The organism is Pacificoceanicola niger (genome assembly GCF_048553275.1).
In the GTDB taxonomy this organism is placed as follows: domain Bacteria; phylum Pseudomonadota; class Alphaproteobacteria; order Rhodobacterales; family Rhodobacteraceae; genus Pacificoceanicola.
Map to the genome: position 1 here is coordinate 138,755 of NZ_JBLZMW010000003.1, position 24,794 is coordinate 163,548.

The 24,794-nt window shown below is 64.0% G+C and carries 25 protein-coding genes; 9 read left to right on the forward strand and 16 right to left on the reverse strand.

Annotated features, from left to right (window positions below; genetic code table 11):
* The first annotated feature begins 151 nt into the window (after window positions 1-151).
* Window positions 152-1,414, forward strand: a complete 1,263-nt coding sequence (gene purD / locus ACN2XU_RS05455; protein WP_419409398.1) for a phosphoribosylamine--glycine ligase — start codon at window positions 152-154, stop codon at window positions 1,412-1,414.
* 75 nt (window positions 1,415-1,489) lie between these two features.
* On the opposite strand, the gene ACN2XU_RS05460 is transcribed toward purD, so the two are convergent.
* Entirely contained in the window at window positions 1,490-1,939 is a 450-nt protein-coding gene (locus ACN2XU_RS05460) for a hypothetical protein (protein ID WP_419409399.1), read from the reverse strand.
* Between the two features lie 418 nt (window positions 1,940-2,357).
* Here ACN2XU_RS05460 and ACN2XU_RS05465 point away from each other — a divergent pair, with 418 nt between their 5' ends.
* Together ACN2XU_RS05465 and ACN2XU_RS05470 are read left to right on the forward strand one after the other, a co-directional pair.
* Window positions 2,358-3,899 (forward strand): alkaline phosphatase D family protein, encoded by a 1,542-nt coding sequence (locus ACN2XU_RS05465; RefSeq protein WP_419409400.1) that lies wholly within the window; start codon window positions 2,358-2,360, stop codon window positions 3,897-3,899.
* Window positions 3,900-4,102: 203 nt separating this feature from the next.
* On the forward strand, window positions 4,103-4,996 hold the full coding sequence (locus ACN2XU_RS05470) for a bestrophin family protein (RefSeq protein ID WP_419409401.1): 894 nt from the start codon (window positions 4,103-4,105) through the stop codon (window positions 4,994-4,996).
* A gap of 2 nt (window positions 4,997-4,998) precedes the next feature.
* Here the strand turns inward: ACN2XU_RS05470 and ACN2XU_RS05475 are convergent, their stop codons facing one another.
* Complete coding sequence (locus tag ACN2XU_RS05475; protein WP_419409402.1) at window positions 4,999-5,553, reverse strand: 5-formyltetrahydrofolate cyclo-ligase; 555 nt, start codon at window positions 5,551-5,553, stop codon at window positions 4,999-5,001.
* An 11-nt stretch (window positions 5,554-5,564) separates the two neighbouring features.
* Window positions 5,565-6,962 carry a magnesium transporter gene (mgtE, locus tag ACN2XU_RS05480; RefSeq protein WP_419409403.1) on the reverse strand — a complete coding sequence of 466 codons (1,398 nt, stop codon included), beginning with the start codon at window positions 6,960-6,962 and terminating at the stop codon, window positions 5,565-5,567.
* A gap of 161 nt (window positions 6,963-7,123) precedes the next feature.
* On the opposite strand from mgtE, the gene guaD reads away from it, so the two are divergent.
* Window positions 7,124-8,413: a guanine deaminase gene (gene guaD / locus ACN2XU_RS05485; protein WP_419409404.1), complete on the forward strand. Its 1,290-nt coding sequence runs from the start codon at window positions 7,124-7,126 to the stop codon at window positions 8,411-8,413.
* A 7-nt stretch (window positions 8,414-8,420) separates the two neighbouring features.
* Here guaD and ACN2XU_RS05490 read toward each other — a convergent pair whose 3' ends face one another.
* From ACN2XU_RS05490 to ACN2XU_RS05505, 4 genes are all read right to left on the reverse strand, one after another.
* Window positions 8,421-8,846, reverse strand: a complete 426-nt coding sequence (locus ACN2XU_RS05490) for a CAP domain-containing protein (RefSeq protein WP_419409405.1) — start codon at window positions 8,844-8,846, stop codon at window positions 8,421-8,423.
* Window positions 8,847-8,856: 10 nt separating this feature from the next.
* Complete coding sequence (locus ACN2XU_RS05495; protein WP_419409406.1) at window positions 8,857-10,197, reverse strand: 8-oxoguanine deaminase; 1,341 nt, start codon at window positions 10,195-10,197, stop codon at window positions 8,857-8,859.
* 77 nt (window positions 10,198-10,274) lie between these two features.
* The gene (gene hisN, locus ACN2XU_RS05500) at window positions 10,275-11,081 is read right to left on the reverse strand and encodes a histidinol-phosphatase (protein WP_419409407.1); all 807 of its coding nucleotides are present in this window, start codon (window positions 11,079-11,081) and stop codon (window positions 10,275-10,277) included.
* 53 nt (window positions 11,082-11,134) lie between these two features.
* A complete protein-coding gene (locus tag ACN2XU_RS05505) occupies window positions 11,135-11,506 on the reverse strand; it encodes a helix-turn-helix domain-containing protein (protein ID WP_419409408.1) in 372 nt (123 codons plus the stop codon).
* A 281-nt stretch (window positions 11,507-11,787) separates the two neighbouring features.
* Here ACN2XU_RS05505 and ACN2XU_RS05510 point away from each other — a divergent pair, with 281 nt between their 5' ends.
* The gene (locus tag ACN2XU_RS05510) at window positions 11,788-12,747 is read left to right on the forward strand and encodes an NADPH:quinone oxidoreductase family protein (protein WP_419409409.1); all 960 of its coding nucleotides are present in this window, start codon (window positions 11,788-11,790) and stop codon (window positions 12,745-12,747) included.
* A 45-nt stretch (window positions 12,748-12,792) separates the two neighbouring features.
* Here the strand turns inward: ACN2XU_RS05510 and ACN2XU_RS05515 are convergent, their stop codons facing one another.
* The gene (locus ACN2XU_RS05515; RefSeq protein ID WP_419409410.1) at window positions 12,793-13,776 is read right to left on the reverse strand and encodes a Gfo/Idh/MocA family protein; all 984 of its coding nucleotides are present in this window, start codon (window positions 13,774-13,776) and stop codon (window positions 12,793-12,795) included.
* A gap of 194 nt (window positions 13,777-13,970) precedes the next feature.
* Entirely contained in the window at window positions 13,971-14,867 is an 897-nt protein-coding gene (gene rpoH, locus ACN2XU_RS05520; protein WP_419409411.1) for an RNA polymerase sigma factor RpoH, read from the reverse strand.
* Window positions 14,868-15,247: 380 nt separating this feature from the next.
* On the opposite strand from rpoH, the gene ACN2XU_RS05525 reads away from it, so the two are divergent.
* Window positions 15,248-15,901, forward strand: coding sequence for a DUF4386 domain-containing protein (locus ACN2XU_RS05525; RefSeq protein WP_419409412.1), 654 nt, complete (start codon window positions 15,248-15,250; stop codon window positions 15,899-15,901).
* Here ACN2XU_RS05525 and ACN2XU_RS05530 read toward each other — a convergent pair.
* On the reverse strand, window positions 15,888-16,913 hold the full coding sequence (locus tag ACN2XU_RS05530; protein WP_419409413.1) for an RluA family pseudouridine synthase: 1,026 nt from the start codon (window positions 16,911-16,913) through the stop codon (window positions 15,888-15,890). The two genes, ACN2XU_RS05525 and ACN2XU_RS05530, sit on opposite strands and share 14 nt — an antisense overlap.
* Here ACN2XU_RS05530 and ACN2XU_RS05535 point away from each other — a divergent pair.
* A complete protein-coding gene (locus ACN2XU_RS05535; protein ID WP_419409414.1) occupies window positions 16,912-17,226 on the forward strand; it encodes a DUF6476 family protein in 315 nt (104 codons plus the stop codon). The two genes, ACN2XU_RS05530 and ACN2XU_RS05535, sit on opposite strands and share 2 nt — an antisense overlap.
* A 76-nt stretch (window positions 17,227-17,302) precedes the next feature.
* On the opposite strand, the gene ACN2XU_RS05540 is transcribed toward ACN2XU_RS05535, so the two are convergent.
* From ACN2XU_RS05540 to ACN2XU_RS05555, 4 genes are all read right to left on the reverse strand, one after another.
* A complete protein-coding gene (locus tag ACN2XU_RS05540) occupies window positions 17,303-18,598 on the reverse strand; it encodes a TRAP transporter large permease (protein WP_419409415.1) in 1,296 nt (431 codons plus the stop codon).
* The gene (locus ACN2XU_RS05545) at window positions 18,595-19,167 is read right to left on the reverse strand and encodes a TRAP transporter small permease (RefSeq protein WP_419409416.1); all 573 of its coding nucleotides are present in this window, start codon (window positions 19,165-19,167) and stop codon (window positions 18,595-18,597) included. Before ACN2XU_RS05545 ends, ACN2XU_RS05540 begins: the two co-directional genes overlap by 4 nt.
* Window positions 19,168-19,256: 89 nt before the next feature.
* Entirely contained in the window at window positions 19,257-20,264 is a 1,008-nt protein-coding gene (gene dctP / locus ACN2XU_RS05550) for a TRAP transporter substrate-binding protein DctP (RefSeq protein ID WP_419409417.1), read from the reverse strand.
* A gap of 112 nt (window positions 20,265-20,376) precedes the next feature.
* Window positions 20,377-21,165: an HpcH/HpaI aldolase family protein gene (locus ACN2XU_RS05555; protein WP_419409418.1), complete on the reverse strand. Its 789-nt coding sequence runs from the start codon at window positions 21,163-21,165 to the stop codon at window positions 20,377-20,379.
* A gap of 266 nt (window positions 21,166-21,431) precedes the next feature.
* Here ACN2XU_RS05555 and ACN2XU_RS05560 point away from each other — a divergent pair, with 266 nt between their 5' ends.
* Both ACN2XU_RS05560 and infA read left to right on the forward strand, forming a co-directional pair.
* The gene (locus tag ACN2XU_RS05560) at window positions 21,432-22,316 is read left to right on the forward strand and encodes a carbon-nitrogen hydrolase family protein (RefSeq protein ID WP_419409419.1); all 885 of its coding nucleotides are present in this window, start codon (window positions 21,432-21,434) and stop codon (window positions 22,314-22,316) included.
* An 83-nt stretch (window positions 22,317-22,399) separates the two neighbouring features.
* On the forward strand, window positions 22,400-22,618 hold the full coding sequence (infA, locus tag ACN2XU_RS05565) for a translation initiation factor IF-1 (protein ID WP_005978431.1): 219 nt from the start codon (window positions 22,400-22,402) through the stop codon (window positions 22,616-22,618).
* Between the two features lie 155 nt (window positions 22,619-22,773).
* On the opposite strand, the gene ACN2XU_RS05570 is transcribed toward infA, so the two are convergent.
* Entirely contained in the window at window positions 22,774-23,796 is a 1,023-nt protein-coding gene (locus ACN2XU_RS05570) for a fatty acid desaturase (protein WP_419409420.1), read from the reverse strand.
* A gap of 442 nt (window positions 23,797-24,238) precedes the next feature.
* On the reverse strand, window positions 24,239-24,709 hold the full coding sequence (locus tag ACN2XU_RS05575; RefSeq protein ID WP_419409421.1) for an MmcB family DNA repair protein: 471 nt from the start codon (window positions 24,707-24,709) through the stop codon (window positions 24,239-24,241).
* Window positions 24,710-24,794: the final 85 nt, after the last annotated feature.

Sequence of the window (24,794 nt, forward strand, 5' to 3'; positions counted from 1 at the left end):
TCCCTTGCCTCCAAAGCCCCCCGACTTTAAAGGAGCACGCAGCAAGACAAAAGCGCCCCCTGCCCTTCTTTGGTCCTGAAAATACCTCGGGGTCCGGGGCAGAGCCCCGGGGCGGTGCCACACAGACCAGAGCCAACCAATGGAGCGCCCCATGAACATCCTCATCCTCGGCAGCGGCGGCCGCGAACACGCGTTGGCATGGGCCACGCTCCAAAACCCCAAATGTGACAAACTCATCGTTGCTCCCGGCAATGCCGGCATCGCCATGATCGCCGAATGCGCCACGCTTGATATAAACGATGGCGGCACCGTGGCGGAATTTGCTTCGGAGAACGCCATCGACCTGATCATCATCGGCCCCGAAGCGCCCCTCGCCGCCGGTGTTGCGGACAGGCTGCGGGCTGCGGGCTTTGCCGTCTTCGGCCCCTCCGCCGCCGCCGCCCGTCTCGAAGCCTCCAAAAGCTTTACCAAGGAAATCTGCGACGCCGCCGGGGCCCCAACCGCCCGCTATGGCCATTTCACCAACGCAGAAGCCGCCAGGGCCCACGTCCGCGCCACCGGCGCGCCCACCGTGATCAAGGCCGACGGCCTCGCGGCGGGCAAGGGCGTGATCATCGCCGAAACGGTCGAGGAGGCCGACGCGGCGATTGACGACATGTTCGGGGGCAGCTTCGGCGCCGCCGGGGCCGAGGTCGTCATCGAGGAATTCATGACCGGCGAAGAGGCGTCCTTCTTCGTGCTGGTGGATGGCGAAACCTGCCTGCCCATCGGCACCGCGCAGGACCACAAACGCGTTGGCGACGGTGACACCGGCCCCAACACCGGGGGCATGGGCGCCTACTCGCCCGCCCCGATCATGGACGCGAGCGTGACGCAAAAGGCGCTGGACGAGATCGTCCGCCCGACCATGGCCGAAATGGCCCGGCGCGGCACCCCCTATCAGGGCGTGCTTTATGTCGGCCTGATGATCGAAAACGGACAGCCCCGCCTTGTCGAATACAACGTCCGCTTCGGCGATCCCGAATGTCAGGTGCTGATGCTGCGGCTCGGTGCGCAGGCTTTTGACCTGATGCAGGCCTGCGCCGAAGGCCGTCTGGACGAGGCACAGGTGACATGGGCCGAGGATCACGCCATGACGGTCGTGCTCGCCGCCAACGGCTATCCCGGTGACTATGAAAAAGGCTCGGTGATCAAGGGCCTTGGCGACCTTCCCGAGGACAGCTTTCACATGATGTTCCACGCCGGCACCGCCGAGACGAATGGCCAGATTACCGCCGCTGGAGGCCGTGTGCTCAACGCCACCGCGCGCGGCGTGACCCTGCAGGAGGCCCGCGATCGCGCCTATGCCATGGTCGATGCCACCGACTGGCCCGAAGGCTTCTGTCGCCGCGATATCGGCTGGCGCGCACTCTGACGCACCGTCACAGTCAAAACCAAAGCGGCGGCAGGTCTCCCTGCCGCCGCTTTGCGTTTGTGGACATCAAACTCCTCAGACCGAGCGGAAGCCCGCCAATGTCCCGCCGCCGATCAGATGGTCCAGCAGCCGCGCCCGCCCGGTGCGGTCCATGCCATTCAGTGCCCGCACCTCTTCCACGGTAAGATCGCGCCGCACGTAGCCCTGCTTTCCAAGGCAGCGGTCAATCGCATGCACCTCGCCGCCATACCGAATGTCCGCCTGGTTCGAGGCCACGACGATCGGGCCAAGCAGAACGCCACCAAACGCCATCCCGACCAGGTAGCTCGCCGCCAGGGCATTTTCCCCGCCCTCCGGCGCGGAGGGCAGGCAGGCCTGCAGCGCGCCCCGGGCCGAAGCGAGGTTCTTGCCCGGCTGCGACGGCACCGACGGGCCGGGGACCGGCGAGGCACAGCCGGACAACGCCACGGCTGTCAGGGCAAGCACGCTGCCTCTCAGAATGCCTTTGCCAAATTTCGCACCCATGGCGACCCTGTTCTTACAAATCACATGCTTTCCTTTGCATCTTCAATACGTGGGCCGGAGCGATCTACAAGCGGGCTTGAGCGCCGCGCGGTCCGGGACCGTGCCGCGATCCGCCATCGTGCCGTGCCGTCGCCGACAACCCACCCCGCGCCGTGCGGCACGGACCCGCGACAGCCGAACGGCCTTCAACAATTCCATCGTCTTCCGGCTGATACGGAAAGTCGCCGACTCGGATCAAGCTTGCAAGCGCTTATCCGGCCCCTGTGACCGAATTGCCCTGCGCCGCCGCCAATGCCCGTTACGAAAGCTTCACCGCAGTTTCATACAGCGAACACCCTACGGTTACATGGGGAACGGCAGAAGACCACAGGGCCGCGCGAACAAGGCCCCCCGCATCCAATAGCCAACAGAGGTTCTCATGACCCGTAAGCCCTTCTCCCGCCGCAGCTTTCTTGCTGCCACCACCGCCGCCTCCGCGACGCTGTTCCTGCCGTCGATCTCCCGCGCGAACACCCGCCCGAGCTTCACCCACGGGGTGCAGTCCGGCGACGTCAGCGCCCGCTCCGGCATGATCTGGACTCGCGTCGACCGTCCCTCGCGGATCACGATGGAAGTCTCCAACACCGAGAGCTTTGCCAACGCCCGCCAGCTTGCGCCCATGGATGCGCTGCCCGGCAGCGACATGGCGATCAAACGGATGGTCGAAGGCCTCACCCCGGATCAGGACATCTTTTATCGCTTCACCGCAGCCGACCTGTCGGACATCAACGCCACCTCCGAACCCATCGTCGGCCACTTCCGCACCGCTCCCGAATCGCGCCGCTCGATCCGCTTTGCATGGTCCGGCGACACCGCTGGCCAGGGCTGGGGCATCGACGATGCGGGCATGGTCACCTATCAGACCATGGCCAAACACGAGCCGGACTTCTTCATCCATTCGGGCGACACGATCTATGCCGATGGCCCGATGCAGGACGAGGTCGAAAAGGATGGCGCGGTGATCTGGAAGAACGCCACGCTGATCGACGAAAAGCGCAAGGTAGCGGAAACGCTGGACGAATATCGCGGCCAGTGGAAGTACAACATGATGGACGAACACCTGCTGTCGATGAACGCGGTGGTCCCGACGTTCTTCCAATGGGACGATCACGAGGTGGTCAACAACTGGTCCTCCTCGCGCAGCCTGATGGAAGATGACCGCTACAGCGAGAAATCCATCCACGTGCTCGCCGCCCGCGCCGCCCGCGCCTTCCACGAGATGACGCCGATCTCCTACACGCCCGCCGAGCCGGGCCGCGTCTATCGAAAGATCCCCTACGGGCCGATGCTCGACGTCTTCTTCCTCGACCTGCGCAGCTATCGCGGCCCGAACAGCGAGAACATGCAGGACACCCTGTCGGACGAGAGCCGTATCCTCGGAGCCGAACAGATGGCATGGCTCAAGCGCGAGCTGACCAACTCCAACGCAACCTGGAAGGTCATCGCCTGCGACATGCCGCTCGGTCTCGTCGTCGGCGGCGGGCAGGAAGCGGTGGCCAATGGCGACAACGGTCCGGCCAAGGGCCGCGAGTTGGAAATCGGCCAGCTGCTGCGCTTTATCAAGCACGCGGGCATCACCAACACCGTCTGGCTCACCGCCGATGTGCACTACACCGCCGCCCACTACTACAACCCCGACAAGGCGCAAATGCAGGACTTCGAGCCATTCTGGGAATTTGTCTCCGGACCGCTGCACGCGGGCACCTTCGGGCCGAACGATCTCGACATGACCTTCGGGCCGGAGCTGAAATACGTCAAAGCCCCGACCGATGAGCAGGGCCAGAACCTGCCGCCCTCCGACGGGCTGCAATTCTTCGGCCTCGTCGACATCGACGGCGGCACCGAGCAGCTCACCGTGCGCCTGATGGACCGGGCGGACAGCGAACTGTGGTCGATCACGCTGGATCCCGCCCGCGCCTGATCCACGGCCCCACGGCGACCCGAGGCGCGCGGTTTCCCGCCGCGCGCCTTTTGGCGTCTTTCGGCAATTTTTTGAGTATTTGGAAAGAGAAGAAGACAGGCCCTGCATGCTTTTTTCGCCTTTGCGCCCGATTGCAGCGTTTGTGTGCTATCGCCCCGGACGCGCGCGGCGCAGGGTGGCGGCGAACCGCCCGGAGGCACGCCATGATTGTCGGCAAACGCAAAAGCACCTTTGCCCTGCTCTTTTCCCTGCGCGGCTCCGTGCTGCCGCATATCGGGCTTCGTATCCTCGTCGTCATGGCCTTTGCCAGTGCCGTGGTCGCGGTTGATCTGCACGTGGGCGAGCTGCAGCACACCGCCACCGGCACCTTTGCCGTCTTTGGTGTGGCGCTCTCGCTGTTTCTCGGGTTTCGCAACAACGCCGCCTATGAACGCTGGTGGGAGGCGCGGCGGCTCTGGGGGCAGTTGGTGGCCGACATCCGGGCGCTTGCACGCGAGGCGACGCTGTTCCTCGATGCGCCGGACGCGCGCGACGAGACCCTGCGCCTCAGCCTCGCCTTCCTGCATTTGCACCGATTGAACCTGCGCCGACTGCCCGCCGACGACGCCGCAGGCCCGTGGATCAGCGACGGTCAGACAACGGCGCCGCACCCGCCCTGCGCCCCGCTTGACGCCCTCGCCGAGCGCCTGCGTGAAGAGCGCGCCGCAGGTCGTCTCGATGGCTTTGGCGCCAAGGCGCTGGACGAACGGCTGGCGTCCATCGCTCTCGCTCAGGCAGGCTGCGAGCGCATCGCCACAACGCCCCTGCCGTTCGTCTACTCGCTGCTCGTTTACCGCACCTCGGTGCTCTACTGCCTGCTGGTCCCGCTCGGCCTGGTCGAAGCGTCGGGCTGGCTGACGCCGTTCATCGTCGGGATCATCGCCTACATCTTCTTCGGTCTGGCGGAGGTGACGGAAGAGCTGGAAAACCCCTTCGGGCAAACGGTCAACGGGCTGCCGCTCGACGCCCTGTGCCGGGTGGTGGAAATCAGCCTCATGCCCAAACTCGGCCTGCCCGCACCACCGCCCCTGCAGCCGATCGACAGCTATCTGTCATAACATCAGGGCTGGATCACCGCGTCTTCCGTCACGATCAGATCGAGCGGCTGATCGGTGTCCTCCAGCGGCAGCGCGCCGTCCTCCTGCGCACCGAAAGCAAAGCCGATGGCCAGCGTAGGACGCTTGGCCCGCAGCCTCTCCAGGGTCCGGTCATAAAATCCGCCGCCATAGCCCAGCCGCCCGCCTTCCCGGCTAAAAGCGACAAGCGGCACGATGAGAAGCTCCGGCTCGAAAAACTCCGGCCTCTCGGGAATGCGCGCGCCGAAGGGGCCATCGACCAGCGTACATCCCGGCTCCCAGAGCGCGAATTTCAGCGGCATCCCGGCCGCCTCAATCACCGGCACCCCCACCGGGCCATGCGCCGAGGCCTCTTCCATTGCGGCCACCGGGCTGATCTCTGTGCGGATCGGCATGTAACCGGCCAGCGGCACGCCGCGATAGCCCGCCAGAACTTCGCTCAGCTTGCCCGCCTGCCCCGGCCGACGCGTCTCGAAGGCCTGCCGTCGCCGGGCGAACGCCGCCGCCCGTGCGGCTTTTTTCAACGCATCCAATGACATCGGACGATCCCCTAAAGCAAAACCACGACCGCAAGGCCAAGGAAGGCAAAGAAGCCCACGACATCCGTCACCGTCGTCACGAAGGCACCGGAGGCCAGCGCCGGGTCCACCCCGGCCTTCTCCAGCACAACGGGGATGACGATCCCCGCAAGCCCTGCCACCACCAGATTGATCACCATCGCGGTGGCGATCACACCGCCCAGCGCCGGCGAGCCGAACCAGACGATGCCGACGACCCCCATGACCACCGCAAAGATCAGCCCGTTGATCAGCCCCACCATCACCTCCCGCCGGATCACCCGCCAGAGGTTCGATGTCGTGAGGTCCTTCGTCGCCAGCGCGCGCACCGCCACGGTGAGGCTTTGCGTGCCCGCATTGCCGCCCATCGACGCCACGATCGGCATCAGCACCGCCAGAGCCACGACCTGCGCAATCGCCGCTTCGAATTGCGCGATCACCAGGCTCGCCATGACCGCCGTCAACAGGTTCACCGCGAGCCAGGGGAAGCGCCGCTTCGTCGTGTCGATGAAATTGTCGGACAGCGAGCTTTCCTCGCCCACACCGGCGAGGCGCAGGATATCCTCTTCGTGTTCCTCGTCGAGCACCGCCATGGCGTCGTCGATTGTGATCACACCGACCAGCCGCTCGTTCTCATCGACCACCGGTGCGGAAATCAGGTGATACTGGTTGAAGGCATAGGCCACATCGCCTTCGTCGCGCGTCACCGGGATGATGTGCAGCGTCTCCTCGATGAGCGAGCGCAAGAGCACCTCGCGCCGCGAGCCCATGAGCTTGCCCAGCGTGACATTGCCCACCGGCCGCAGCTTGGGATCAACCAGAACGATGTGATAGAACTGCTCGGGCAGATCCTCGGAATTGCGCAGGTAATCAATGGCTTCACCGACATTCCAATGCTCGGGGGCCATCACCACCTCGCGCTGCATCAAGCGACCGGCGGAGAATTCCGGATAGGTCAGCGACTTTTGCACCGCCACGCGGTCACTGTCTTCGAGAACGTCGAGAATCGCCTCTTTCTGCGATTCGTCCAGATCTTCCAGAAGATCCACGACGTCGTCCGAATCCAGTTCGCGCACCGCATCGGCCAGAACCTGCGGATTGAGGATCCCGATGACCTCCTCACGGATGGACTCATCGAGTTCCGAGAGAATCTCACCGTCGAATTCCTTGCCGTAGAGCTTGATCAAGCGCATCCGGTCAAAGGCGTTGATCTGTTCCAGCACGTCGGCGATGTCGGCCTGATGCAGCGGTTCGAGCAGCGCAATCAGCTTTTCGCGGTCCCCGATATCAACAGCATAGAGAACCTGCGCGACGGCCTTGCGATCCAGCACATAGGCATCGTCATCCGAGGATTCGGCGTCTGGGGTGATGGTTTCGGCGTCGTCCAGCATCCCGGCCTCCTGTTCATTCTTGTTCGTCGCGCCCGGCGTCTGCCCGCCCGGTGATTTGCCTTCAAACTAGGGCATCCCCTACAGAAGAAACAGGGCAAAGCGGCAATTTACCTTTGCCTTATCCACACGTAGTAGGGACGATGCACGTATCGGAGGACCTTATGACATCGACCACGCTCCACCTAGGCCAGACGCTTCGGTTTGACGGCGATCCCTTTTCCGAAGGGCTCGCGGCGATACACCATGAGCGACAGGGCGCCGTGCTGGTGAGCGATGGCACAATCAGCGATCTCGGCACGGCGGATGCGCTAAGGGCGCGCCACCCCGGCGCGGCCGTCGCGGACCATGGTGCGGGCCTCATCGTGCCGGGATTCGTCGATGCGCACGCCCACTATCCGCAGACCGCGATGATCGCGAGCTGGGGCAAACGGCTGATCGACTGGCTCAACAGCTATACGTTCCCCGAAGAAATGCGCTTTGGTGATCCCGCCTATGCGCGCGAGATCGCCGGGCGCTATCTCGACCTGTTGCTCGCCAATGGCACCACGTCGGTCTGCTCTTTCTGCACGATCCACCCTGCCTCGGTCGACGCGCTGTTCGAGGCGGCGGAGGTGCGTGGGATGCGGGTCTTCGCGGGCAAGACCTGCATGGACCGCGACACCGCTCCGGAGCGGCTGCGCGATACGGCGCAATCGGCCTATGACGACAGCAAGGCGCTGCTGCAGCGCTGGCACGGACGCGGGCGCGCCGCCTATGTGATCACACCGCGGTTTTCACCGACCTCCACCCGCGAGCAGCTTTCGGCCCTTGGCGCGCTCTGGGCCGAGCACCCCGATTGTCTCATGCAGACGCACCTGTCCGAGCAGACGGACGAGATCGAGTGGGTGAAATCGCTCTACCCCGAGGCCCGCGATTATCTCGACACCTACGAGGCGTTTGGCCTGCTCGGCGCGCGCGGCCTCTACGGCCACGCCATCCACCTTGAACCGCGTGAAAAGGACCGCCTGCGCGAAATCGGCGCCGGGCTGGTGCACTGCCCGACCTCAAACACCTTTATCGGCTCGGGCCTGTTCGACATGGCCGGACTCAAATCGGGGGGGCACACCATCGGCCTCGCCACGGACACCGGCGGCGGTTCGTCCTTTTCCATGCTGCGCACCATGGCGGCGGCCTATGAAATCGGTCAACTGCGCGGCACGCCCCTGCACCCCGCGCATCTGATCTGGCTCGCGACGCAGGGGTCTGCTCAGACCCTGCATGCCACCGACAAGATCGGCAATCTCGCCATCGGTCTGGAGGCCGACATGACCGTGCTCGACCTCGCCTCCACCCCGGCCATCGCACAGCGCAGCGCCGAAGCGAACGATTTGTGGGAAGCGCTCTTTCCGACCATCATGATGGGCGACGACCGCGCCATTCAGGCGACCTACGTGGCGGGCCGCAGGCGCTGATCGCGGCTCAGCAGTTCGCCCGGCCCAGCACCAGCACCCAGATATTCCCCGGCGCCCGCACCAGCCCGTATTCGGTCACGCGTGGCGACAGTAAATTACGCCGATGCCCGGCCGACCGCGCCCAGCCGCCCATGACCTCGGTCAGACTGTCTTGCCCCTTGGCGATATTCTCTGCGACGAAACACGCGCGATAGCCCTCGCGCTTGGCCCGCGCCATGGCCTTCGTGCCATCGCTGCCGACATGGCCGAAAAAGCCCTCCCGCGCCATATCCATGGCATGCGCCATCGCCGCCTGTTCCAGCGCCGAAGAGGGCCTTAACGGGCCAAGGCCATTCTCCGAACGGATACCATTCAGCATCTGTCGTACCTGCTGCGCACCGGCCGTCGCGGGCACCAGCATAAGGCAGATCAGCGCTGCCCAAATCATCCTCATAGCCAGACCTCTAGACTGCTTCGGCCAACCTCAGAGCTAGGCGATTCTGTTTAACAACCGCCTCACGCAGGTCGAAGGTCGCGATTTCTCCGTCGCGCACCACCTGCCGCCCCTCAACCAAAAGATGTCGCACCCGGCGCGGACCTGCAAGCAGAATTGCCGCCTTGTCCCAACTCCCCGCCGCCTCCACGCCGCTCACGTCCCAGAGCGCCAGATCGGCACGTTTGCCCACCGCGATCTGCCCGCAGTCGGGACGGCCCAGCACCGCCGCGCCGCCGCGCGTCGCGATCCAAAGCGCCTCTCGCGCACTCATCGCATCGGCGCCCCTGTCCACGCGCTGAAGCAGCATCGCCTGCCGCGCCTCATCCATCAAAGACCCGGCATCGTTGGAGGCCGATCCGTCGACACCCAGCCCGACCGTCACGCCCGCGTCCCGCATCGCCCGCACCGGGGCAATGCCGCTCCCCAAACGGCAGTTCGAACACGGGCAATGCGCAACGCCCGTCCCGGTTTTTGAAAAAAGATCAATCTCTTGCGCATCAAGCTTCACGCAATGCGCATGCCAGACATCCTCACCGGTCCAGCCAAGTTCCTGCGCATATTCGCCGGGGCGACAACCGAACTGCGCCTGGCTATAGGCGATGTCCTCGTCATTCTCCGCCAGATGCGTGTGCAGCATCACGCCCTTGTCCCGCGCCAGCAGCGCAGCGTCCCGCATCAGCTCGCGGCTGACCGAAAATGGCGAACATGGCGCCACGCCAACACGCAGCATCGCGCCGTCGCGCGGATCGTGAAAGCGGTCGATCACCCGGATACAATCGTCGAGGATCGCCGCCTCCGTCTCGACCAGCGCATCGGGCGGCAAACCACCGTCGCTTTCACCGATACTCATCGCGCCGCGCGTGGGATGGAACCGCAGCCCAATCTCTGCAGCCGCGTGGATCGTGTCATCCAGACTCGCGCCATTGGGGTATAGATACAAATGATCGGAACTCATCGTGCAGCCTGACAGCGCCAGCTCCGCCAGCCCGATCTGCGCCGAGATGAACATCTCTTCCGGCCCAAAGCGCGACCAGATCGGATACAGCGTCTGCAGCCAGCCAAACAGCAGCGCATCCTGCCCGCCCGGCACCGCCCGGGTCAGCGTCTGGTAAAGATGATGATGCGTGTTCACCAATCCCGGCGTCACCACACAAGCGCCCGCCTCGATCACCGAGCCATCGCCGCGCAGTCCGGGCCCGATCTCGGTGATCACTCCGTTGCTCACACGGATATCGACGCCGGCAAGCTCACGTCGGTCGTCGTCCATGGTCAGGACCGTCTGGGCATTGCGGATCAGGGTTTCAGTCATGGCTCTTTCCTCTCCAGCCCCTTTTCAGAGAGAGGAAATCGGGCGCCGGAAAAGGGGAAGTGCGCGCCCTGTTAGCGTTATGTAGCCGTGTTCAGCACTTCAAGAGCCGCAGCATGGATGTCCCGGTTTGCCGCCGCCAGGGCGCGTCCGCCATTATGCGCCGGGCCGCCTTGCCAATCGGTCACGATGCCGCCTGCGGCCTCGATCACCGCGATCGGTGCCTGAATGTCATAGGCATTCAGCCCAGCCTCGATGACCAGATCTACTTGGCCCGCCGCCAGCAGCGCATAGGCATAGCAGTCCATGCCGAACCGCGTCAGCTTGACCCGCTGCGAAACCCGGCGGAAGGCCGCGCCTTCCTCGGCGCTCCCAACCTCGGGGAAGGTGGTGAAAAGAATAGCATCACCAAGGGCTTGCGTTCCGCGCACCCGAAGATCCGCGCCGCCATGCGGCCCCGTCCAATGCGCCTGGCCAAGCCCGCCGACAAACCGCTCGCCGGTGTAGGGCTGGTCAATCATCCCGAACAACGGGCCGCTCTCGTCGCCGACAGCGATCAGCACGCCCCAGGTCGGCGTGCCGGAGATGAAACCCCGCGTGCCGTCGATGGGATCAAGCACCCATGTCAAACCGGAGGTCCCCTCCGTGTGGCCGAACTCTTCCCCAAGGATCGCATCCTGGGGCCGCCGCACGGCAAGCACAGCGCGCATCGCCTCTTCGGCGGCACGATCGGCAATGGTGACCGGATCGAATCCGCCAGCCAATTTATTGTCTGAGATCAGCCCAACCGTGCGGAAATGCGGCAAAATCGCCTTACCCGCAGCATCAGCCAAAGCATGAGCGGTTTCTACCAGCTCATGCGACACGGTATCACTCAGGGCCATCATGTTCCCTCCGGCGCTCGGATTTTATCCAGAGCTACCGCAGGGAAAGACGCGGCTCAAGCCACGTCTGACAGAACACGCGCCAATTCAAAAAGGCGGCGGCGCTGGTTCTCGGGGATTGCGTAATAAGAGCGCACGAGGTCGAGCGCTTCCTTGTCGCCAAGGATGTCCGCCGGAACGCTCTCGTTCTTCGGCGTCTCGCCATCTTCGGCTTCGATGCCTTCGAAGAAGAAGCTGACCGGCACCACGAGGGCGTCGGCAATGTCCCAAAGACGCGACGCGCTGACGCGGTTCGCGCCGGTTTCGTACTTCTGGATCTGCTGGAACTTGATTCCGACCTGCTCAGCAAGCTGCTGCTGTGTCATACCGACCAGCCACCGACGGTGGCGGATACGCTTACCCACATGAACGTCTACCGGATGCGCCATTTTGATTAGTCCTATTCTATATTTCGCCCGACCTACCCACAGAAGCGGCAAGCCGCCATAGCCGTCGGCCCGATCGCATCATACACGGAATTATCCGCAATTCAGTACATCATACAACTATAACAAATCAAGAAGGAAGAACCTGCGATGATGGTAAACTTCTTCTCAATTCGCCACTAAGTTGCACGAACAACTCTACTGTATACGATTTGAGAACAAGTATACTCACTTGAATATATGCTCGGTTTGGGGAGACTCCACCTCAAACAAACGGAGTCTTCATGCGCGCACTTTACCTCACGTCACACGACACCCCGCCCACCCTGACCGAGCTGCCGGACCCCGATCCGAAGCCTGGTGAAATCCGCCTGAGAATCGCCGCTTGCGGCTTGAATTTCGCGGATTTGTTGATGCTCAAGGGCACCTATCAGGACACACCGCCGTTGCCGTTCGTCATGGGCATGGAAGTGGCCGGAACCATCGACGCCCTGGGCGAGGGGGTGACCGGATTCGCCCCCGGTGACCGGGTCGCTGTGTATGGTGGTCAGGGCGGTTTGGCGGAAACAGGTTGTTTCGAAGCGGCCCGCGCCGTGCGCCTGCCAAATAGCATGAATTTTACGGATGCCGCCGCTTTTCAGATTGCCTACGGCACCAGCCACGTGGCGCTCGATCATCGCGCGCGCCTGCAACCGGGCGAGACTCTCCTGGTCCTTGGCGCTGCGGGCGGCGTCGGCCTTACTGCGGTGGAAATCGGCAAACTGATGGGTGCCCGGGTCGTGGCCTGTGCGCGCGGGGCTGAAAAGCTCGCGGTTGCCAAACAGGCCGGGGCCGATCACCTGATCGACGCCCAATCGCAGGATATCCGCGCCGAGATGAAAAAGCTCGGTGGCTGCGACGTCGTGTATGACGCGGTCGGCGGCGATCAATTCACCGCCGCCTTCCGCTCCTGCAAACCCGAGGGCCGGATTCTGACCATCGGATTCGCGTCGGGCGACGTCCCGCAAATCAAGGCCAACCACCTGCTGGTCAAGAACCTGTCGGTGATGGGCCTGTATTGGGGCGGCTATCTCGCCTTCCGCCCCGAAGTGCTGACCGGCTCGCTGGAGCAGCTGCTGCAATGGCATGCCGACGGCCGCCTCCACCCGCATGTCAGCCACACTCTGCCGCTCGATCAGGCGCTGGATGGTATGGACCTGCTGCGCAGCCGAAAGTCCACCGGCAAGGTGGTCATCACCATGTAATCAGGGGGTTAGGGCAATCAGCGGGCCGGAACGCCCCGGCCCCGCTCAGCCCGCCTCCTTGGCCCAAACCATGTCGATCATCGCCTGTGTTCCGCGCGAGAATTCCAGCGGACACGGGTAATCCACCCCATCCAGTACGCTCGCGTTGAACGCCTCGACCTGGTTCACATAATGGTTTGCCGCCGGGAACCGCCATTCCACCACCTCATGCGCCGGGCGGTGCAACTCGATCCGCGCCTCGCCGTAGACCTGCGCATTGAACGGCGCGGTCAGCCGGATCAGGCCCTTTTCCCCGTGGAACGTCATGTCCTGCCACGGGCTCATCCGCATGGAGACAAGGCCCGTGTAGTGAAACGAAGGGAAACGCGCGGTGATATGGCTCCAGACATCCACCCCGTTTTCCCGAACGATTTCGGCGCTCAGGATCTCCTGCGGTTCCTCACCGGTCACAAAGCGCGTCGCGCCGTAGATATACACCCCGATATCCGGGATCGCGCCGCCGCCTGTCTCCGGCTTGTTGCGAATGTTGGCCGTATCCGCGCGATTGTCGTAGGAAAACGCGCCGGACACCCGGACCAGCTTGCCGATCTCGCCGCCCTGCACCAGCTCCCGCACTTTCTGCCACTGCGGATGATGCACGATCATGTAGGCTTCGGCGACCAGTTTGCCCTGCCGATCGCGCTCAAGGATCAGCGGATCAAAGCCGTCCGCGCGCATCGCCAGCGGCTTCTCCACCAGCACATGCTTGCCCGCCGCAACCGCCCTCAGCGCCGCCTCCAGATGCAGGTGGTTGGGCAGCGGAATATAGATCGCATCGATCTCAGGATCGGAGATCAGCGCCTCGTAATCATTCTCCGAAGACAGCACCCGAACACCGGGCGTGCGCGCCACGAAGGGCGCGGCCTTCTCCGCCGAAGAACTCGCCACCGCCGCAAGGGCGCCGCGCTGCGCCATGTGGATCGCCGGCCCCATGTGATCGCGGGCGAATTTCGCAGCCCCCATGATTCCCCACCGAACGTGATCTGCCATGCTCGCCTCCCTCGAAGTTATCATACATGTTAGCGCCCGCACACTACCCGTCCAAGCGCGACCCGCAAGCCCTTTCCCGGCCCGCTCCGGCAAATCACCGCCGCGGGACCTCCCAAACGAAAAACCCCCGCGCCGGGGGGCACGGAGGCATGAGCGCGTAACGCAAAGACCGCAAGGGAGAGGGAGCCCCCCGATCAGGCCTCCGTCAGCAACCCCTGCTTGGAGGCCAGCTCGCGCATCCGCGACTGCAGCTTTTCGAAGGCGCGCACCTCGATCTGCCGGATCCGCTCGCGGCTGACGTCATAAACGCCAGACAGATCTTCCAGCGTCACCGGCTTGTCGGCCAGACGGCGCTGCGTGAGAATGTCCTTCTCGCGCTCGTTCAGCGCGTCCATCGCCTGGGCCAGAAGCGCCCGGCGCGCGTCAAGCTCGTCGCGCTCCGCGTATTCGCCTGCCTGATCGGCGTCTTCGTCCTCAAGCCAGTCCTGCCATTGCATCGTGCCCTCGCCCTCGCTGCCGACGGTGGCATTGAGAGAGGCATCGCCACCGGACATGCGGCGGTTCATGCTGATGACCTCATCCTCGGTCACCCCGAGATCGGTGGCGATCCGCTGCACGTGTTCGGGGCGCAGATCTCCCTCTTCGAGCGCGCCGATGCGCGCCTTGGCCTTGCGCAGGTTGAAGAACAGCTTCTTCTGCGCCGAGGTCGTGCCCAGCTTCACAAGGCTCCAGGAACGCAGGATATACTCCTGAATGCTCGCGCGGATCCACCACATGGCATAGGTCGCAAGGCGAAACCCCTTTTCCGGGTCGAACCGCTTGACCGCCTGCATCAGGCCCACGTTCGCCTCCGAGATCACCTCGGCCTGCGGCAGACCATAGCCGCGATAACCCATGGCAATCTTCGCCGCCAGACGCAGGTGGGAGGTAACCATGCGGTGCGCCGCCTCGGTGTCCTCGTCCTCGACCCAACGCTTGGCCAGCATGTATTCCTCTTCCGGCTCCAACAGCGGAAACTTGCGGATTTCCTGCAAGTACCGGCTGAGGCCCGCTTCCGGCGACGGGGCCGGCAAATTCGCATAGTTACTCATGTCACTCTCCCTCTTGGGGCGCCGCATGTAACAGCGCTTAACATTCAAATGGGAAGCCCGGCCCGGGCTTTCAACCCTTCACGGTGTTTCCGTTAACATTTTGCGCAGGGCGAAACGTCCAGACGGGCACCGCGCCACTGCCGGGCCGCAAAGCCCTTCGATTTACCAACGCTTTACCTCTTCAAAGGTTACAACGCAGTTAGCCCGCTTTTCCGTCGAAAAAATCTATATTTCGTCGATCTCACGCGGCTGTGCACGGAAGGGGCGGACTTCAATCAATACAGATTCGCATGATGACCATTCCAATTTGGGCAATGAACATACGCGATTGCATGGAGTAATGTCAATCATATCCGCCCCCCATCCGAAAGCCGCCAAAGATGCACACTGCCCTTGCCCAACCGCACAGACCCGCCGCCGCCCTGCCCCGCACCGCCGGGGCGCTTTATGTCCTGATCATCCTTTGCGGCCTCAGCGCCGAGCTCCTGTTGCGCGGGCCGATCCTCGACAGTGCCGACACCCTCGCCGCGCATCTGCCCGCCTTCCGCCTGTCGCTGCTTGCCGATCTGACCATGATCCTCGCCGACATCGCGCTCGCGCTGATCTTCTTCACCCTGCTGAAGCCGATCTCGGAGCCGCTGGCCCGCGCGGCCATGGTGCTGCGGCTGATGCAGGCGGCGCTGATCGCCATGGGACTGGTCCTGCTGACCGGCGCGGCGCTGGCCCTGCCCACCCTGCCGCAAAGCGCCATGCTGCTCACGCAGATCCACGCGGCAGGCTATGACATCGGCCTGATTTTCTTCGGGATAAACAGCCTGATCATGGCGCGGCTGCTCTGCGACGCCGGAGGTGTGCCCCGGCTGATCTGCGCCGGGATCGGTGTTTCGGGGCTGGTCTATATCGCTGGCGGCCTCGCCCGCCTCGCCGCGCCAGGCCTTGGCGAAGCGCTGCAACCGGCCTATGCCATCCCGATGCTGTCGGAGAGCGCGCTGGCGCTCTGGTTGCTGATCACCGGGCGCCTCACGCGCCCCTGAGCGCCGCCAGAAGATCGGCCATATCCGGAGGGAGCGGGGCCTGAAACAGCATCTCCTCCCCGCTCACCGGATGCACAAAGCCCAGCTCCGCCGCATGAAGCGCCTGCCGGTCAAAGCCCTGCGCCGCTGCCAGCGCCGCCTCGCTCAGGGCCTTGGCCGACAGCTTGCGCCGCCCGCCATAGACCGGATCGCCGATCAGCCCATGCCCGGCATGTGCCATATGCACCCGGATCTGATGGGTGCGCCCGGTCTCCAGACGGCACTCGACAAGGCTCAGCGTCGGCGGGGTGCCATAGCTCTCCAGCACCCGCGCATGGGTGATCGCGTGCCGCCCCTGCCCGTCGAAGAACACCGCCTGCCGCTGCCGGTCGGTCTTGTGCCGGGCAAGGCCGCTTGTGATGGTGATCTCGCCGCTTGGCCCCGCCGCCACGCCGCGCGTGCCAAGCAAACGCGGATCGCCCCGGTCCGGCACCCCGTGGACAAGCGCGAGATAGGCGCGCTGCGCGGTGTGCTTCTCGAACTGCTTGGCCAACCCGTGATGCGCCATGTCGGACTTCGCCACTACCAGCAGACCGCTGGTGTCCTTGTCGATGCGGTGCACGATGCCGGGCCGTTTCTCTCCGCCGACACCGGACAAATCCCCGCCGAAATGATGCAGCAGCGCGTTGACCAGCGTGCCATCCGGCGTGCCGGGCGCGGGATGCACCACCATGCCCGCCGGCTTGTTCACCACGATCAGCGCATCATCCTCATGGACCACGTCGAGCGGGATATCCTGCGCCACGACGTCATACTCCTGCGCCTCCGGCACGGCGATCTCGATCACGTCGCCCTCGGCCACCGGGCCCTTGGGATTGTCCAGCACCACGCCGCCCCGCGTGACCGCCCCTTCGGCGATCAGCCGCGCCAGCCGGGTGCGCGACAGCGCCGCTTCTGCTGGCACATCGCGGGCAAGCGCCTTATCAAGGCGCGGCGGCGGATTGGCCGTGATCGTGATCGAAAGATGTGCCATGAACGCTCCTGTGGACCCCGAGGAAACCCTGCCCGAACCGCCGCAGCTGCGCTTTTTGCGGCTTCTGGTGACGGTGCTGACCGGCGTCATGATCGCCGGGATCGTGCTGATCCTGTTCCTGATTTGGCACCGCTATAGCAATGCCCGCGCGCCACTGCCAGAGGTGATCACCCTGCCCTCCGGCGCAAAGGCCACGGCCTACACCCAAGGCTCGGACTGGTACGCCGTGGTGACGGCGGACGACGAGATCCTCATCTTCGACCGTGCAACCGGCAGCTTGCGCCAAACGCTGCGCATCGACAGCGCGCCCTGACAGGCCCCGCCGCCGCCGCGATACTGCGGGCGCTTTGGGATACGACGGGGACCGATACCACTCGGCCCTCGCGCCCTCAGCCGATATAGCCGAACATCCTTGGCAGCCAAAGCACGATCCCCGGCACGAGAATCAAGGTCATCAGCGCCAGCAGCAGCACCGCGAGGAAGGGCAGCACCTCGCGGATGATCTCGGCCAGCGGAATGCTGGTGACCGCGTTGATAACGAACAGCAAGATGCCGTAGGGTGGCGTGATCAGACCGATCATGCAGTTGACCACCGCCACCACGCCGAAATGCACAAGGTCGATGCCAAGCTCGCGACAGGCAGGCAGGAACAGCGGAATGATCACGAGGATGATCGTCGTCGCATCCAGAACGCAGCCGAGCAACAGGATCAGCAGGTTCACGGACAGCAGGAACATCAGCGGCGAGACATCGAGATCCACCAGGTAGCCGGCCATCATGTTCGGAATATTCTCCGACGCCACGATATAATTGAGGATCAGCGCCCCGCCGATCACCAGCCCCACCGCCGCCGAGGAGCGCGCGCTCTCGACGAGGATGTCGTAGAACGCCCTCAGCTTCAACGCGCGGTAGAAGAACGCCGCAAGCAGCAGCGCATAGAAGGCCGCGACCGCCGCCGCTTCGGTCGGCGTGGTGACCCCGCCATAGATGCCATAGAGCAGGATCGCCGGCATCAGCAGCGCCGGGAAGGCGCGCACCGTCAACTGCGGCAGCTCGCTCAGGGGCACCGGCTCTTCGGTGCCGAACTTGCGGATATGCGACATCCACCAGTTCATGCCCATGAGCACCACGCCCATGAACAGCCCCGGCACGATGCCGCCGAGGAAGAGGTAGCCGATCGAGGTGTTGGACACCAAGGCGTAAAGCACCATGGGGATCGACGGCGGGATGATCGGGCCGATGGTGGCCGAGGCCGCGGTGATCGCCGCCGCATAGCCGCGCGTGTAATGGCCGGATTTGACCATCATCTCGATGATGATCTTGCCGATGCCCGCCGCATCCGCCACCGCCGAGCCGCTCATCCCCGAAAAGATCAGCGAGGCGACCACGTTCACATGGCCCATGCCGCCCTTGAACCGCCCCACCAGTCCGATGCAGAACCGCAAGAGCCGGTCAGAGATCGTGCCCGCGTTCATGATATTGGCCGCCACGATGAACAGCGGCACCGCCAGCAGGATGAAGCTCTGGTACAGCCCATCCATCAGCACCTTGCCCGCAAGGCCGATGCTCTGGCCCGCCGTGAGCAGATAGACAAAGGATGCCAGCAGGATCGAATAGGCGATCGGCGTGCCGATCCCGGCCAGACCCACAAGCGTGATCAGGCACAGCGTGAATTCAAGGCTCATCGCTTCGTCCCCTCACCCGGCGCATCGAACCCATGCAGCTCGTCCTCAACCCCATGACGCGTCGCCTTCCATGCCCGCAGCGCATAGCGCAGTGACACCGCCACAAGGAAAAACGCGTAAACCGAATAGATGTCCCGCATCCGGATCCAGTCCCCGAAGACATTCGACAACGTCGCGGTCTTCTTCAGACGCAGAATGTAGAATTTGCTCCAGGTCGGCTCCAGCGACCACAGCAGCCCAGCGCAGATCGCCACCGCAGAAATCACCGCAAAGCCCCGGCGCAGTCTCGGGTTCACGCTCAGGTACAACAGATCGAAGGTCACATGATCGCGCTCCCGCACGATCGTCGCATTGCCCCAGAACACGATCCAGACCCACAGCGCGAGGCAGAATTCCAGCGTCCAGCCATAGCGCGACGGATCGAACAGCGGCACCGCCTCCGCAACCCAGTCGAGCCGCGCGGTATAGCGCACCGCCACCTGCAGGATGAACGTGCCGAACATGAGCGCCATCATCAGCGCGGCCAAGCCTTCGGCCAGCCGGGTAAACCCGTCGGTCACTCGTTTCATGAAGACGCCCCCCGTCAGGCAGGCCCCGCTCCGGGACCGCCGAAGATCAAAGGCCCCGGATCACCTCCGGGGCCCGCACAAACCGGCGCTCAGTTGCCCAGCGCGTTGATCTTTTCGAGCACACCCTCGGGCCAGCTCGCCGCGAATTCCGAGCCGACATATTCGCCTTGCACATGCTCGCGGAAGGCCGTCAGGTCCGGCTCGTAGATCTCCAGACCCTTTTCCTCAAGGAAGGACACCAGGTCGGCTTCCTTCTGCAACTGCGCCTCGCGGCCCGCCTGCGCGGCGGCATCGGCGGCGGCCTGCACGGCCTCCTGCTGCTCGGCGGTCATCTCGTCCCAGACCGCCTTGGAAAACGCGACATAGTTCAGATCAACCAGATGCGAGGTCAGCACGATCTGGTTGGTCACCTCGTAGAACTTCGCATCCACCACCGTCGGCAGCGGGTTGTCCTGACCATCGACCGATCCGGTCGACAGCGCGGTGTAGACCTCGGTGAATGACATCGGCGTCGGGTTCGCGCCCAGCGCCTTGCCCAGGAACTGCCACGCATCGGTGCCCGGCATCCGCAGGTTGACCCCGGCCAGATCGGCAGGCGTCATCACCGTCAGCTCATCCTTGGTCTGGCGCAGATTCACGTGGCGACGCCCGAGGTACATGACCGACAGCAGCTTCACACCAAGCTCGTCCTCGACGGTCTTCTTGAACGGGTCCATCAGTGGATCGTTGAAGACCCGGACCTGATGCTCCGCGTCCTGATGCACGTAGCCCGTTGCAAAGATGGAGAACTCCGGGAAGAACGTGGCCAGTTCCTGCGCCGAGGCAATGGACATGTCCAGATCGCCCGAGGCAATCGCCTCCAGCTCGGAGCCCTGCGCGATCAGCGAAGCGTTGTAATGCGGCTCGTAGGTGGCGAAATCCGCCACGGCCGGGGCAAAAACCTCGGCCAGCGCCACAGAGCGCTGATCGGTTTCGGAGGCTGGTGTGGACATGCGCAGCGTGATCTTGTCCTGCGCGGCGGCGCCGGTGGCCAGCGATGCGGACAGCGCAAGCGCGCTCATTGATGCCAGTGCAAACCGGCGGGTCATCGTTGTCATGAGTGTCTCCTCCCAGAGAGTAAGAAGTGCCGATCTGTCGTCGGCGGTTGATCGCTTTACCCAGCCACGAGGCTAGCAAGCGTGATGTCGGGGCGCAATGCGCGCCTCGCGTTCAGTACCCTTTGACCGCACCAGGAACCTGCCCGGTCAGCCCGGCCAGCTCGGCGCGCGCCCCATCGATCACCAGCGAGGCATCGTTGATCCCCGCCACCAGCCGGAAGCCCAGCTTTTCCAGATCGGCCCAGTCGCGCCCGGCGCTGCGCACCGTGGCCAGCGGCTTGCCCGCGGCGGCGCAGGTCTTCTCGACCCGGGCAAACAGCGCCAGCGCCTCCGGATCGTCCAGCCGCTCCAGATGCCCCGCCGTGGCCGCAAGATCGTTCGGCCCGAGGAAGATCATGTCGATCCCCGGCACCGTGACAATCTCCTCCAGCGCGTCGACCGCGTCGACATGCTCGCATTGCACCATGACGACCAATTCGTCGTGCGCCTCCTCACGGGCATACTCCGGGCGCGCCCCCCAGTCCGAGCCGCGCACGATCGGCGCGGCATAGCCGCGATGGCCGCGTTTCGGGTAGTAGAAGGCCGAAGCGATGCGCTCCGCCTCCGCCTTGCTGTTGACCATCGGCACGATGAAATTGCGGAAACCCCGGTCCAGCGCCTGCTTGATCCGCGTGTCGTCGCCGTCGGGCAGGCGCAGAATCGCAATGCCGCCTGCCGCTTCCACGGCCCGCTGCATATGTACCCACAGCTCCAGATCGCCGCGCCCGTGCTCACCGTCGATGATGATCACATTCCAGCCGTGGCGCACCATCATCTCGGCGGTGTCCGGCGAGCCAAGCTCGGCCCAGGCGGCCGGGATCATGTCGCCCTTGGCGATCAGGGATTTGAGAGGGGTGGTCATGGCGATGTCCAATCGTTTTCGCGCGAATCCGGCTGCCCCAACGGCAGTCGGAATTTGGTATACCATTATGCAGCGCGTCTCCGGATGGCAAGTACCCGGCCCCCGAGAACGCCCCGCCGTCTGCGCGCGCGGACGGCCCCCCGCAGGGCGGCGCCTGGTCCCGCGCATCGCGGGCGCGCGCCACGGCGCTGCGGCAATCCCCTCTGGCCCCCCGCGCCCATCTGCGGCACAAACACACCGGACCCCAGCCACCGGGAAACAGCACCATGAAGATCGCCACCGCCGCCTACCCGCCCAGCTTTCTGACCTCGTGGAAGGACTACGCCGACAAGCTCACCGACTGGACCCGCAGTGCGGCGGGCGATGGCGCCGATCTGCTCGTCTTTCCCGAATACGGTGCGCTCGAACTGGCCACGCTCGACGGCCCCGACGCCGCCCTTGATCTCGAACGCTGCATTCAGGCCACCAACGCCCGCATCCCCGACGCCGACGCGCTGCACGCGGATCTCGCCGCGAAATTCGGCGTGCACATCCTCGCCGCCTCCGCCCCGGTCCTCGACGAAAGCCTCGCCCCCCGCCCCGTCAACCGCGCCCGCCTCTTCACGCCCACCGGCGCCATGGGCATTCAGGACAAGCAGATCATGACCCGCTTCGAGCGCGAAGACTGGGACATCGTCCCCGGCGGCCCGCTGCGCCTCTTCGACACCGCGCTTGGCCGCATCGGCATCCTGATCTGCTACGACAGCGAATTTCCCCTGCTCGGTCGCGCGCTGGCCGAGGCCGACATCCTCCTGATCCCCTCCGTAACGGAAGCCCTCGCCGGCCATTCCCGCGTGCGCATCGGTGCCCGCGCCCGCGCGCTCGAAAATCAATGCGTCACCGCCATGGCCTCCCTCGTCGGCGCGGCGCCCTGGTCCGAGGTCATCGACATCTCCGTCGGGCGCGGCGGTCTCTTCGGCCCGCCCGACACCGGCTTTCCGCCCACCGGCATCCTCGCCTCCGGCGCGCTCAACACCCCCGGCTGGACCATGGCGGATGTCGACCCCGAGGCGATCCGCACCGTCCGCCGCGACGGCGTTGTTCTGAACCACGCGCATTGGCCCGAACAACACGGCCGCGACGCCCCCGCCCCCGTCACCAGGCTGCGGTGATTTGTGGACTTGAATTAAACGCGCGTTAGGCTCATATACACGCTCGCCCGATACTATCGCGGGCAGTCAACTCAGGAGAGACCATGGCCAAGGAAGACACACTCGAATTCCCCGGCGTCGTTAAGGAACTCCTGCCCAATGCGACATTCCGGGTCGAGCTCGAGAACGGCCATGAGATCATCGCACATACGGCAGGCAAGATGCGCAAGAACCGCATCCGTGTTCTGGCTGGCGACAAAGTTCAGGTGGAAATGACCCCCTACGATCTGACCAAGGGTCGGATCAACTACCGCTTCAAGTAAGCCACTTACCGCCAAAACGAACAACGCCGGGCCAATGCCCGGCGTTTTGCGTTTCTGCCCACGCGCAACTGGCGGCAAAGGTCCGGCGTCTCGTTAAAGGTCCGGCGTCTCGGCAAAGGTCCGGCCAATCGCCGCCGCCGCCCCCCCCCTTGATCTTACGACAACATCGCCCGCGCCTGCCGGAACGACAGCAACCGCTTGCTGTTCTCATCCCACAGGTGCAGCCGCGCGTTGGCAAAGCTTTCACGCAACGTCATGCGGTTGCTCTCTTCGAGCACCTTGTGATCGCGCAGCACCTCGGTCAGCCGGTAAAACGGAATGCGGCTGTAGAGATGGTGCACATGGTGAATGCCGATATTCCCACTCATCCACTGCAAGGCGCGCGGCAACACGTAGTGCGAGCTGCCCTCAAGCGCCGACTCGTGCAGTTGCCAATCCTCGTCCTGATCCCAATGCGTCGTCTCGAACTGGTGCTGCACGTAGAACAGCCAGATCCCGACCGTCGCGGCAATCAGCGTCGACGGCAGGAAAATCAGCAGCAGCGGCGCCCAGCCTCCAAACCACCACATCACGCCAAGCGCCAGGAAAATAAACACATTCGTCAGCATCGCGCTGATCCAGTACCGTCGGCCGTTCATCAGCCCGAACGGAATCCGGTTCTGCACGAAGAAGATGTAAAACGGGCCCAGCCCAAACAGAACAACGGGGCTGCGGTACAGCCGGTACATCAGCCGTCCGACCCAGCTCTCCGCGCGGTATTCCGCAAGCGTCATTGTGTGAATATCGCCCAGACCCCGGCGCGACAGGTTGCCTGCGCCGCCGTGGTGGATCGAATGGCTGCGTTGCCAGACATCATAAGGCGTCAGCGTCAGCACCCCGAGGCAGCGACCAAGCCAGTCCCCGGCTTGCTTGCTGCGGAAAAACGCGCCATGGCCGCAATCGTGCTGAATGATGAACAGCCGCAGCAGGAAACCCGCGTTTACCACGGAGAGCCCGAGCGCCAGGAAATAACTGACCGAAAGCGCCCACCAGGCCGCCGCCCAAAGCGCCAGGAACGGCACAAGCGTCACCGCCAGTTCAAAAATACTGCGTCCCAGGCTCGGATCCCGGTACGTCGCAAGGACCTTGACCCAGTCACGCGCGGTGCGGGGGCTGTGCGTATCAATTGTATTTTGCATCTGCCTGCTTTTGTCGTTGTCAGCCGACCTCATAGCCGATGAAGACCCTCACGCAAACGATCCATTTGAACAGGACACCGCAAAATTCGCGCGCGGCTTTTATGCCGCAGGCCTTTTTGTCCGCATGTCATGCCCGTCTCGGCAGGCATCTTGGCGCAAAACTGTTAATAAAGGGTGTGTTCTCGCACACGGCCCGACGCGGAAATGTCGACAACGAACGGATCTTAAATACTGAAATAAAAAGAAAAAATCTAAAATCAGCGCACACTGCCTGCGCACACGCCCCGGAAGCCGGGAAAACCCGCCCAAATCCGGACGGGACGACGCGATCACAAAGGCGAGACTGCGACGCACCCCGGCTTCTTCTCTTCAAAAATACTCGAAAACCGCGCCGAAGGCGCGCCGGTCGCCCTGCACAAGCAGGGCGAAACCGCTCAAAACGTTACGCGTCCACGCCCGCCGCGCCATCCGGATCGCGCAGCCCGTGCAGGCGGCGCGCCGCATGAAACGCGAATTTTCGCAACAGCTTACTGCGCCGCGCCCCGGCCAGCTTGTCCTCCGGCGCCGTGCGAACCACCTCCGCACCATAGCCATCGGCCATGATCAACCCGGTCTCCTCCGGCAACAGCTCCACCGGAAATTGCGAATCAACCGCCCAAAAGAACCGGTCGCAATACTCAAGATAGCCCTGCCACTTGCCGTCACTCATGTAATCGGCGCGGCTCGATTTGCATTCGACGACCCAAAGCTCGCCCTTCGGCCCCAGCGCCATCACATCCACCCGCAGCCCGCGCTCCGGTACGAATTCCTCGACCACGGCGAACCCGAGACTGGCAAGATGACGGCACACCCCCCGCGCCAGAACCTGGCCGGGCATCAACACGGGCGGAGAATAGACAAGCGGCGAAACCATGCCGGGATTTTACGAACATTTCATGAACAAAGACAAGCCCGTGTCGCAAGCATCTTCCAAACCCATGAAATTCCCCTACATTTGC